At 49.0% G+C, this 12,189-nt stretch carries 9 protein-coding genes; 2 read left to right on the top strand and 7 right to left on the bottom strand.

All coding sequences use genetic code 11. The features are described 5' to 3' along the window. Nucleotides 1–82: 82 nt before the first annotated feature. From KJS94_RS06240 to KJS94_RS06255, 4 genes are all read right to left on the bottom strand, one after another. The gene (locus KJS94_RS06240; protein ID WP_214446451.1) at nucleotides 83–2,563 is read right to left on the bottom strand and encodes a DUF5686 and carboxypeptidase regulatory-like domain-containing protein; all 2,481 of its coding nucleotides are present in this window, start codon (nucleotides 2,561–2,563) and stop codon (nucleotides 83–85) included. A 160-nt stretch (nucleotides 2,564–2,723) separates the two neighbouring features. Next, entirely contained in the window at nucleotides 2,724–3,074 is a 351-nt protein-coding gene (locus KJS94_RS06245; RefSeq protein WP_214446452.1) for a hypothetical protein, read from the bottom strand. A 28-nt stretch (nucleotides 3,075–3,102) separates the two neighbouring features. Then, on the bottom strand, nucleotides 3,103–5,559 hold the full coding sequence (locus KJS94_RS06250; RefSeq protein WP_214446453.1) for a penicillin acylase family protein: 2,457 nt from the start codon (nucleotides 5,557–5,559) through the stop codon (nucleotides 3,103–3,105). Between the two features lie 358 nt (nucleotides 5,560–5,917). Continuing rightward, nucleotides 5,918–7,027, bottom strand: coding sequence for an aminotransferase class I/II-fold pyridoxal phosphate-dependent enzyme (locus KJS94_RS06255; RefSeq protein ID WP_214446454.1), 1,110 nt, complete (start codon nucleotides 7,025–7,027; stop codon nucleotides 5,918–5,920). Nucleotides 7,028–7,081: 54 nt separating this feature from the next. On the opposite strand from KJS94_RS06255, the gene KJS94_RS06260 reads away from it, so the two are divergent. Beyond that, nucleotides 7,082–7,696 (top strand): MiaE family protein, encoded by a 615-nt coding sequence (locus tag KJS94_RS06260; protein WP_214446455.1) that lies wholly within the window; start codon nucleotides 7,082–7,084, stop codon nucleotides 7,694–7,696. Between the two features lie 443 nt (nucleotides 7,697–8,139). Then, entirely contained in the window at nucleotides 8,140–9,219 is a 1,080-nt protein-coding gene (locus tag KJS94_RS06265; protein WP_214446456.1) for a phosphotransferase enzyme family protein, read from the top strand. A gap of 13 nt (nucleotides 9,220–9,232) precedes the next feature. On the opposite strand, the gene KJS94_RS06270 is transcribed toward KJS94_RS06265, so the two are convergent. The 3 genes from KJS94_RS06270 to rlmB all read right to left on the bottom strand — a co-directional run bounded on the left by KJS94_RS06270 (nucleotide 9,233) and on the right by rlmB (nucleotide 12,091). After that, nucleotides 9,233–10,216 (bottom strand): GSCFA domain-containing protein, encoded by a 984-nt coding sequence (locus KJS94_RS06270; protein WP_214446457.1) that lies wholly within the window; start codon nucleotides 10,214–10,216, stop codon nucleotides 9,233–9,235. 11 nt (nucleotides 10,217–10,227) lie between these two features. Further along, nucleotides 10,228–11,085, bottom strand: a complete 858-nt coding sequence (locus tag KJS94_RS06275; RefSeq protein ID WP_214446458.1) for a hydroxymethylglutaryl-CoA lyase — start codon at nucleotides 11,083–11,085, stop codon at nucleotides 10,228–10,230. 235 nt (nucleotides 11,086–11,320) lie between these two features. Beyond that, nucleotides 11,321–12,091: a 23S rRNA (guanosine(2251)-2'-O)-methyltransferase RlmB gene (gene rlmB, locus KJS94_RS06280; RefSeq protein WP_214446459.1), complete on the bottom strand. Its 771-nt coding sequence runs from the start codon at nucleotides 12,089–12,091 to the stop codon at nucleotides 11,321–11,323. Between the last annotated feature and the right edge of the window lie 98 nt (nucleotides 12,092–12,189).

A 12,189-nucleotide genomic window follows, 5' to 3' on the forward strand; every position in this document is an offset into this window, starting at 1 on the left:
GGCAGGTCCTGACGGCAGGAGTTTACACGAAAAACGATAAGGGGAAATGCCAGGCTACAAAGGAATGTCCTCACCCAATTCCTTACTCCTCACCACTTCCACTCAAAATGCCGGGTACAGCTATCCTGAAATAGGCTCCCCTGAACAGCCCTTGTTCAAAGCCCCAGACAACATCTGCCCGAACCAGTTTGAATATGTTTTCCAGACCCAATGAAAGTTCGGCATAATGGGTCCCTCCATCCAGCAGGAAGGCATTGGCTGCCCCTACCAGGTGCCAGTTCAGTTTACGGAAGCCCGGTATCTTGTTCGTGAGGAGCCCATTCAGGTGGTATTCCAGGTGCCCCTGCCCGTAAAGTTTATTGGCATTGCTGTACTTGTAGTAAGGCAGCATCTGGAAGCTATTCAGGTAATTGGTCGCCAGCAGCAAGAGGTTACCGTTGAAATGCAGCAGGTCAGGCAGCTCTACCCTATCCTGTTGGAGGAATCCACCGGTATACAAGCGGTAGCGCAACTGCCCTCCCAACTTCAGGTCAAGGTCATCGCGCATCCCTACCCGCCATTTGAGGTAGTTGACATCACTACCAAGGATCCCTTTTACGCCTTTGGTCATGGACACTGAAAAACTGGGATACTTCGAACCTATGTTCACATTGCGGTCAGGGAAGGCGATATAACGCGTACCGGGACTCCAGTTAAATCCCGCAGTCAATATAAAAGCCTGGTGCCTGCTGAAATTGCTGGTGGCGATATCAGTAGGGTAATTGGGGGAATAGGTCCTGTCCTTGAAATCGCGCCACACATAATCTGTCGTATTCTCCAACGGCATCCTGTCCTGGTATTGGGCCGAAGCCAATAGCGTAAACCCGCTTCCCACTCCCCTGGTGTACCTGAGCCTGCCATACCAGGCATCATAGATCTTCATGAAATTGTTCTCCCGGAACAGGGTCTCCCAGCTATTGCCAAAATTGCTGATGGGATTGGCATTATTGAGCTGGAATACTTTCTTTCCGCCTGACACCTCCAACTGCGTATAATACTTCTCCCCAAAATTATACCTGGCGGTAATGGAGGGATTGAAATGCCTGTTGCTGAAACCATAACGAAGCACCGGTTCAATACTGATCCGCCTACCCGTGAACTGGCTATCCAGTCTTCGGGTGTAGTTCCCTGTTAGATTCAGGTACCAGCCCTCTACTGTATTGAATCCTACCGATTGAAGCAGGCCGCTAACAAAATAATTCTCCCTCCTTTTCTGCTTGCTGATACCCTGGCCTGTCAGCAACAATCCAACAACACTCAGTTTATTTCGCTTACGGTCAATTGAATCAAGGTAATGAGGGTCCCGCCGTACCTGTTCAAGGCTGTCCTTTTTCCTGTAATCCACTATTTCTGCCGGCTCCAGGGGCAAAGGCCGGATGGAATCCCAATAAGCTTCCGGCAATTTATTGGACCCTTTTTCATACTTAATGACCGTATTATCAAAAAATTTAGTCGGGAAGGCAGGATCGATGTCAAACTTTGAATAGACGTTCACAAAACTGCCAAATGCGTCGAAACCGAAAAACTTCACTGAAGGATAGATCACCTGGCTGCGGATCACCCATTGATCCTTTGTCAATGGGGTGTAGAGCTGTTCCAGCCTGAGGGTATCGACCAGTTCCATCTGCGATGTCTTCAGCAACTTTAGTTGCAGGCTATGGATCCTCCAGTCGCCTTCCGTTATGTTGATGGTGCCACTGAAAACAGGTTCATATTTGCGTTTATGGATAACCGTTATCTTATTGACTTCCTTGCCATCTTCAAAAAAACTTCCCTCATATCGATAACGGTAGAACTGGAGGGCATTATCGGCTATAGGTGAAATAAACCCGCGGGGATTGAGGCTGGAGCCGATTTTGATATTGTTTTCGTAGAAGCTGATCACTTCCGGGTTACTGAATCCAAATCCATTGCTTTGGCCACTCACCCTTGTGGACAATACTTCGATCTTTGACTTGTTTCCCCCTTTCACCGAATAACGCGCAAGGGATTCCGACAAGTAGATCATCTTTCTTTTGCTGGTATCCCCATCCTCAAAATCCACTTTCTGCCCCATGAATTTCTTTGGAAAATCACGCAATTGCAACTGACCCTTGGTATACACTTCGCATTGGAAGAATGCCGGCTGGTTGGCATATTCCTTCCGCTTCCTGATGGCATTACGGATGATCTCGTAGGCCGGGTCCTCTCCACCTGCCTTTACCACCACTTCATTAAGGCTTACCTGTTGCAGGGCCAGGATAAAATCCACTGCCATATCCTTCCCTTCCTCCACCACAATCTCCTTCTCCTGCCGGCCATACCCAACATACTGTGCCACCAGCACATACTTTCCCTGGGGAAGGGTTAAGGCATAATTCCCATTCACCCCCGCAGTAGTACCCTGCCTGCCATTCTTTACAAAGATGGATGCATAAGGCAAAGCCTTGCCCTGGGCATCCAACACTTTCCCGGTAATGGTGGCCGCAATGGCATTTAGGGTTAAGACCAGAACTAAGACAACATTGAGTAATCGTTTAAGCATACGGGTGGTCATTTAGGTCTGGGGGTGAAAATAATCAGCATTGCAAGAAGAACCTTCAGGGCAAATTGGTATTCCTCGTGGATCATACTGGTTTTAACATTCCATAAAAACAAAACCGGGAATGCTGGTTCCCGGTTTTGATAGGTATCATGATTGATGATCAGGAATTCCTGAGTCCCCTCGCCAAACTGCCGGTCAGTGAAGCGAATCCGGCTACCAACCCACCGAGCAATGCTGTTAGCAACACCAGCATGGTTGGGTTATCCTTTTTCAGGATGATCTGTGAAACCTTTGATGCCAACAGTCCTTCATTGGCATCATTGATGAACCAGGCCATTACTGCCCATAAAAGGAAGAGTGCAATGAAACCGGTAAGGAAGGACTGCCATGGCTTGATGGGAATGAACAGGCTCACCAGGAAGGCGGCCACGGCAATGCTCCACCAGGGAAGGTAAATGCTCAAGGCAAAAGCCAATAAAGCGGTCAATACTATTGAAATGAATATTTTCATATGAGTGCTATTTGTTGTTGATCGATCCTTATCCTTTGTAAAAAGTCATTTTCCATTTTACCCTTGGGTCATTTTTTTCACCGGGCTTCATGAACCAGAGCTTGTAGTATTTGCCTGCTGCCCACTGGTCCACAAAGCTATCGTAGAACCGGCTGCCGGGATTACCACTCTGGCCACCAGGATAAACACCGTAGGCCTCTATCTCATCTGTCATATGCACCACCATTCGCCAACTCGGGCCATGGTCATGGTTCGTCGCATTGATGATACCCCTTCCGCCGCCAACAGGCAAGTGAAGCCTGCTTAGCGGATCCATCACTTTCAACAGGTGGTTTACCTTGGTATCCTTGAACTTTGCCCACTCCAGCCTGCCTGATGCTTCAATCTTAGCTAAAGAATCTGCAACGCTGGTGAGTGAGAGGGCCAGGATATCTTCCAGTTTTTCCACCTCACCGGTATTGATGTCATCAATAAAGCTATAGGCACTATCCCGCTTCAGGCTTTCCACCAACGCATATTCATTGGGCCATGGCACTGGAAGGCCCGCCTTATCAAACTCATCCTTCCACACCGACTGTTCCAGCGCACCCCACCAAAGATTGAAAACTGTTGCACCCTTGCTGTCTACATCATTGCGCAGGTCCCAGGCCTTCCAGATCTCAAAATACTTTTTAGCTACAGCACCCAATGATGCTTCAGGGGTGCGGATCAATACATCCCTTGCAAACTCGGCTTTTACATTGTAATTATCCACCTGCATCTCCATCATGTCTTCCGGTGTGATCTGGTTGAGCCCTTCCAGCATCCGGTTGATGATCAACCCGCGGTAGATGGGAAATACCGTTCCTGTATAGTAAGGATAGGTTCCATCAACGGACAATTGGTTGGCGCTGCTTACATACCCTCGCGAAGGATTGATCATATGTGGATTCTCTTCCTGTGGGATCATTCCCCTCCACATGTAACTGCTATCCTTGCCGGGCATGATGAAATCGCCCTGGCGGCGCCATTTCGCCGGGAATTCCCCTTGTTGCCAGATGGCTATATCGCCGGTCTTGGAGGCAAAGAGGCAGTTCTGCCCCGGACAGGTGAAATTCTTGATCGCGGCCAGGTAATCATCATAGTTCTTTGCATGGTTCAATCCATAAAAGGTTACCCCTTCGTTGCTGGGATCATGCGCTTTCCAGCGTACGGCCAGGTATTGGTTGTCCTTTTCTGATGCCTTAAAGGAATGGTCATACATCACCGGTCCATATATTGTGTAAGCTACCGTATCATAAAAATCCGGCTTACCCTTTACCTTGATCACTTCGATCCTTTTGTCGGCCTGCTTCCATTCGCCATTGAACAGGTAGCTGTCCATATTGCTATCCCTGAACTCAATGGAATAATAGTCCTTTACATCCCTTCCTGCATTGGTGAAACCAAATGAAATATCCTGGTTGAATCCAATGATCACATTCGGCGAGCCCGGGAAAGTGGCCCCATAGGCACTGAACTGGGGTGTAGTGATCTGCATCTCAAACCATAGGGCAGGCATGTTCAATCCAAGGTGCGGATCATTAGCCAGGATTGGTCTTCCGCTGCTGGTCTTACTACCTCCAACTGCCCAGTTATTGCTTCCGTTCTCCGGGTTGGGTTTATTGGGATCCACCCTTGTCAGCGAATCGTTCTTATAGGCAAAATACAGGGAGTCCGCATCTGCGGGTGGTGTCAGATCAACCGCCCCTGTAGTTGGATAGGCTGTTTCCGGGGTATTGGGAACAATGGGCTTTAAGGAGTCAGCCAGGTAATAATAAAGCTTCTCAAAGTCGGCCTTGGAAAAATAACTGCGGGCATTGGAAAACTCAAGGTCATCTTCATGGCCCGCGAGGTCATAACTCATGTACTTTAAGAAGAGCGCCGTTTTCAGGGGACTCCATTTTTCAGGCTTATAGCCCAGCAATTTGTATTCAAGTGGCAGCTGGCTTTCCGGTAAATGTTCCAGATAGGCATTCACGCCTGCAGCATAAGAATCATACTGCATTTTGGAAGCTGGATTCTTCTCTGCCTCTTCAAGGGAACGCTCCGCTGCATAGATCATGCCCAGGCGGCGCATACTCCTGTCGTATTCCAGAATCCTTCCTCCCGGGCCTTCCCCCAGGATCTCGGCCAGCCTGCCTGCGGCCGCATGGGTCTGGAACTCCATCTGCCATAGCCTGAACCTGGCATGCAGGAAACCTTGAACAAAATAGGCATCTTCTTCCTGCTCCGCGAAAATGTGCGGTACCAGCCTGTCGTCAATATAGACTTCTGTTTTTCCCTTGAGTTGGGGAAAGCTCAGGTCTTCGTCAAAAGAGGCATAAGCAGGCTCGGCATTCTGCCAAACACCATGCTGGGGACTAAGCAATCTGCCTAACGGGGCGGGTAATACAGAACGGGTATCCAGCAAATAGACCAGACCGACTGTTACCAGAGCCGAAAGGGTAAGGAATACAATTCTCATATGTAGCAATTATAACCTGTTAAAAGTACCATTTATTTGAAATGTCGCAATAGCCCGTCCGGTTTGTTGGCTACCACCTTCAGGGTATTGCGGTCCATCAACAAAGTCCAGAAATTTGTGTTAAGAAGGGGTAACCTTTAAACCAACCAAAGCGTCAGATGTCATATAGGTAATCGTATTCGTTAACCTTATAAAACCGACGTTATGGACACCTTATCTACCAAAAAGGGAATTAATTGGAAACTAGTGCTGGGGCTGCTTTTCATCGGACTGTTTGCCATCAGCCTATTCAAATAAGTATCGTTTGTTGTTTTGGTTATCTCAGCCATGGAATCCCGGGCCTTTGCTCCGGGATTTTTTATTGCCCGGCACCGGCCAATACAGTGAGCAAGTCATTTATTTGTTCAACCGTATTGAAGGCATGCAGCACGATCCTTAAACGCTCCCCACCCTTGGGTACGGTAGGGTAAAGGATAGCCCGCGAATCCATTCCTTTTTCAGCCAATGAGCTGGCCACCTTCCTGGCCGCTTCGTTCCCGGGAACCACAACCCCCTGGATAGGGGTATAGGAATCCAGTTTCTGGAAAGGGATGGATGCATTCCTGAAGCATTGGATAAGTTCCCCGAGTTGCTGCCGCTCTGCCTGCAGCTGAGGGATGAGCTGGTAGGCACACCTGATGGCATCAATGGCTACCGGTGGTAAGGCTGTGGTATAGATCAGCGACCGGGAAAAATTGACCAGGTAATCCTTCAACAAACGGCTACCCACAACCGAAGCACCATGCACACCTGCCGCCTTTCCATAGGTATATACCCTGGCGAATACTTCCTGGTGGATACCCAGCGAATGCAGCAAGCCTTCCCCCCTGTCCCCGATAACGCCAAACCCATGGGCTTCATCCACAATAAGGTGGGCATTGTACCGCTTGCAAAGTGCAACTATTGCAGCCAGGGGAGCCTGGTCGCCATCCATGGAGAAGACCGATTCCGTTACTACGAACACCTCGCCTTCACCCTTTACCGAAGCCAGTTTCTTTTCCAGGTCTTCAACATCATTATGCCGGAAAGAAAAGGACTGGGCGAACCCCAGTCGGATCCCATCCCGGATGGAGGCATGCGATAACTGGTCGTAAATGATGGTATCAGCTTTCTGTGCCACCGAACTGAGTAGACCAAGATTGGCATCATAGCCTGAATTATAGATCAAAGCTGCTTCCCCTTCATGAAACCGGGCGATCATGGCTTCTACCTCAAGGGCGAAGGCAGTATTGCCGGCCAGGAGCCTGGACCCTGCACTGCCATGACCGTTATGGGAATGATCCATATAAGGCGCCAGCTTATGGCCATGGGCAATACCCAGGTAATCATTGGAGCAAAAATCCACCATCCCTTCCGTTACCCTTAACTGACGGAATGCATCCTGCTGCCTGCGCTCGGATAGTTTTCTTTCCAGAAAGCCTTCTTTCATAATTTTGTGCCGCGCCTGAATGTACAAGGTGCGGGAGCAAATTACTAAGCACTTATGGAATGGACAGAAAGTAATGAAGTAAAAAATATCCTGGGACTACAGTTGCCAACCGATCCGCGCTGGGTTGACCTGGCCACCCTCTCCATGGAAGAGATCCTGACCGATCATGCATTTTGTGAACAGAAGGCTGCCACTACCTGCATTTCTATCATCCAGAAGTATTCAGACAAAGAACTGCTGGTAAAGGAATTGGCCCCGATCGTTACGGAAGAGTGGGGACATTTCAGGCTGGTGCTGCAGGAGCTCCATAAACGTGGGTTGCAGCTGGGAAAACAGCGCAAGGATGAATATGTCAACAAGCTCTTGTCCTTCCAGAAAAAGGATGGGCATCCCGAAGACAGGCTGCTGGACCAATTGCTCACCATGGCCATGATCGAGGCCAGGAGCTGTGAACGGTTCAAGCGCCTGAGCGAGGGACTAGAAGATGAATACCTGCGCAAGTTCTACCGCCGCTTCATGGAAAGCGAAGCCGGCCATTACAAGCTTTTCATTGAACTCTCGGAACACTATATCGCTAAGGAAAAGGTCCGCAAACGCTGGAAGGAATGGCTGGAATTCGAAGCAGACATGGTACAATCACTGGAAGTCCGCGGGGATAGGATTCATTGAAAACGAGAGAGTTTTACGCCAACCAGGTAGGGATGTGGAAACCCGCCTGCGCTAAAGCTCCGGCGGGTGAGGTGTGTACATGTGGTCTTTACGCTAACCATTGGAAGGAGTCGAATTTTGCGCTTACCATTGGGGTATGGGAGGACCAAAGGGAATTGAACACTAACCTGAATAAACAAAAATAGGGTCCCTGCGCTTTGCCCAGCTAAGGGCAATCTAATTGTAGTAGTTACATAACCTTTGCTGATTGAACTGGTTTTCTTTTTGGGTTGTAGGAATACATTGGTTGGTGCAAAAGTCACATTTTCACATGTCCACACCGTGCCCTCGTAGCGCAGCGAAGGGGGTGTCCACATATCTCTCCCCTAACCGCCTTCCCTCGTAGCGAAGCGGAGAGGAACAGGCTCTCCGGCAGAATTCAATTAATTCCCTACTTTCATCCCATGGAAAAGGCTGTCATTGAAAAAGCTGCTGCAAGGTTTGGTAAAGGGGATATCAGGATTTCCCTATTGGGGTCTGGATTGATCCACCAAACCTATAGGGTTGACTATAGCGGGTCGCAGGATATTGTTTTGCAGTGCATGAACATCAAGGCCTTCCCGTTACCTGAGAATATTGTCCTGAATTACCGCAGGATCTACGACCATATCATGGCCAAATGCCCCGATTGTCCCATGCCTGCGCTTGTACCTGACCGTGAGGGAAAATTCTGCTGGTGGGAAGAAGGGATCACGGATGAAGAGGAACGATGCTGGCGGGCACTGCAATTCATTCCCGACTCCTACTCCCCTGATGCTGCTGCCAATGCTGCCGAGGCAGGCATCGCTGCCAGGAGTTTTGCCCGCCTGACCAGCCTGCTGGAAGGCTTGTCTTTAGATTCCCTCCATATCACCATACCCCATTTCCACGACCTCGATTCCCGTTACTTCCAATTTGAAACAGCGATCCACAATGGGGAAATGTTCCGACTGTTAAGGGCAACACATGTCATCGCCAGCCTTAGGGAAAGAACCAGGTATGTGGATTGGTTTAGATCCATCAGGGACAATGAGCAGGATTATCCATTACGGGTGATGCACCACGATTGCAAATTCAGCAATATCCTATTCAGCAAAAAGGATGGCCAGCCTATCTTCCCTGTTGACCTCGATACCATCATGCCGGGCAAGTTCTTTTCCGACCTGGGTGATATGATCAGGAGCATGGCCTGTAGCAGGGACGAGAACAGTAAGGATTGGGAACATATCGATATCATCCCTTCATATTATCATGCCATCGTCAATGGTTACCTGGATGGACTGGGTGCTCAGCTTACTGCTGCAGAGACCAGACAATTGCATATTTCGGGTATACTTGTCTGTTATATGCAAAGCCTGCGCTATGTGACCGATTACCTCAACAACGATATCTACTATAAGACCAATTACCCTGAACAAAACCTCAACAGGGCCCTGAACCAATTGGTCTTGCTGGAAAGGCTCGAGGCCTTTCTCGAACGGGAAGCATTAATGCCTGTACTTTGAGGCAGCACCTTTTTTAATAGCCGGATGCGAAATAATTGATCTCCTCCCCAAGGTCGAGGAATGGATATTTCTCCTTTAGCGCCAATGCCTTGTTATGGAAACTTTGCATGAACTGCCGGTGTGCATTGGTCTTTGGCTGGAAGGCCTTATGTCTCCTTGCAGTCAGCACCTGTTGTACCAGGTCCATGGGCTCATAGGCTGCAGGATCAATAAAATACTCCCTGAATTTCTCCAACACAAACTGGGTTGCTGCATAATTGGGATGGGCGAGGTCGATATCATAGAACCGGTAATCCCTCAATACATCGATCACCAATTCATAAGCGGGGAAATAATATAGCCTGTTGAACTTATTTACCAGGTGGTGTACGGATTCTATCAGCCTTGCCTTGCTGCGGTTATTCTCCACTACCCCATCACGCAAATGCCTGACCGGGCTGATCGTAAAGATGACCCTGATATCCGGGTTATAATGAAAGAGCCGGTAAAGGGTATTATCCAGGGAGGTAACAGTTTCATCGATCGGGCAGAGATGCTTCCTGAACCATTGTCCGGGCGCACGATGGCAGTTGGCTACCGGAAGGTCTTGCTGGTCCACCAGGCGATAGGAAAAGGAGGACCCCAGGGTGATGACCAACCAACCGGCCCTCTTCAGGAAATGATGGGCCTTGTCCTGCGAACTATTGATATTGGCAAGTACCGCGTCCTGGTCAATGCCCGAGAACCTGGAATGGTGTGCCCAGGATTGCCAGAGTTCGTTATGAAAGAACAGGTCAGTCGCCTGGTATTGTTTGTTCTCTATATAACTGACAAGGCTATTACATACGCTAATGGGGTCAAACAAGATGCCATGCGGATTCTGCAGCACCTCAAACTTCAACTCCTCCATCCTGTCCCCGATATGCTCTGTAAAACAAGAACCTACCAGCATTACCGGATCGGTATACTTTACCCTGGTATCGGGACTCTTGATCGAGATGTCTGTCAACAGTTTCATTTCAAATTACTTTACACAAAAATCTGTCCGGCCATGGAGACGGCCTTATCCAGTGCTTCCTTATCCAGCCCCAGGTCTTCACCGCTTTCTTCCAGGTATTCGATCAGCCAAAGCGTATCCATATTCCCAACCAGGTCATTACCGGCCATGGGGCACCCTCCAAAGCCTTTCAATGCCCCATCGTAGCGCCTGCAACCAGCAGTATAAGCGGCCTTCATCTTTTCCCGCCAGTTTTGGGCCGTAGCATGCAGATGCACACCAATGGTGGTGCCGGGCATTTGTTGTACAAGGTAGGCCGTCAGGTCGTGGACCTGGTCTGGACTTGCAACGCCAACCGTATCTGCCAATGATAAGGTGCCAATTCCAAGCGAGGCCAATTGGTTAGCCCAGTCAAATACCACCTGCGGTGACCAAGCATCACCATAGGGATTGCCAAAACCCATGGACAGGTATACCACCAGTTGTTTGTTATGCGCTGTACATAATTGCTGGATCGCCTTGACGGTATCCAGTGACTCCTCAATGGTGCTATTGGTATTCCTGCGCTGGAAGGTCGGGGATACAGAAAAGGGGAAGCCCAGGTAATCGATATTAGGAAAGGACATGGCAGCCTCAGCACCGCGAAGGTTGGCTACAATGGCTAAAAGATTATGCCTGTTGGAATCATATTCCAGCTGCCTTATCACATCAGCGGTATCAGCCATCTGGGGAATAGCCTTGGGCGAAACAAAACTGCCAAAATCGATCGTGTGGAAGCCAACTTTCAGCAACTGGTTGATATAGGCCACCTTATCCGATGTAGCAATCGGGTGGCTCCAGCCTTGCATGGCATCACGTGGACATTCAATCAGCTGAACGGGTAATTTCATGGCAGCAAGCTAATTATTGATGATGTCTAATAATATTCAAATTGTTTCTGGGACTATGATTAGCATCCGATGAATAGACGGATTTATGGTTCATCGGGGTCCTCTACGAGAGACCCCGCTGAGGTTTAAGGTATACGGTCATCACTCACATTTCCATACCACACCCTTTAAGCGCAATGAAGGGTGTGTCCACATTTCCACACCTTGCCCGCCAGAACTTAAGCGCAGGTGGGTCTCATCCCCCCATCCTTTGCTTCATGGCTTCATACAGGATCATTCCTGTAGCAACCGAAACATTAAGGGATTCAAAATTTCCGGCCATGGGTATTTTGAACTGCACATCCGCGATCTTCATCAGTGCCGGGAAAATTCCCTTTTCCTCACTTCCTACAATGATCGCCGCAGGCTCCTTGAAATCACAATCGAAAATGCTCTGCTCAGCGGTCATTTCAGACGCTAAGACCCTGATACCATTAAGGTGCAGCGTGTCAACGGCCTTCATCAGGCTGTTCACCCGGCAGATGGCGATCTTCTCCAAAGCACCGGCGGAAGTAAGGATAGCATCTTCATTGAGGGCTCCCACTCCCTTATCCGGGATAATGATGGCCTGTACCCCGCAGCAATAGGCGGTCCTGGCTATAGCCCCAATATTCCTGATGTCGGTTACTCCATCCAGTATCAACAAAAATGGGGATTCTCCCTTCTCCACAATGAAGGAAAGCACGTCCTGCAAGTCCTGGTATTGCACTTTTGCAATCACCCCAACGCAGCCTTCATGACCGGTAATATTGAACCCATTGAGCTTTTCAACCGGTACTTTATTGATGGGTACCTGGTGCTGTGCAGCCAATTGTTTTACCTGGTCAATATCAGGTCCATGCACGGTTTGCTGCAAATAAATACGTTCCAGCTGTTTGCCTTCCTGCAAAGCCTTGATCACCTGCTGGCGCCCGATCACCAGGCTGCTCTTCTTCGGGCGATGTTGTTGTTGACGGAAATTTTTCACCAAATAATTTTTTGTGCCAATAAAACACGAAGGCACAAAGGTACACAAAGCGGGTAAACGTCTTTGTATTCCTTCGTGCCTCGTACACCTGCGGGCTG

Source organism: Flavihumibacter rivuli, from assembly GCF_018595685.2.
In the GTDB taxonomy this organism is placed as follows: Bacteria; Bacteroidota; Bacteroidia; order Chitinophagales; family Chitinophagaceae; genus Flavihumibacter; species Flavihumibacter rivuli.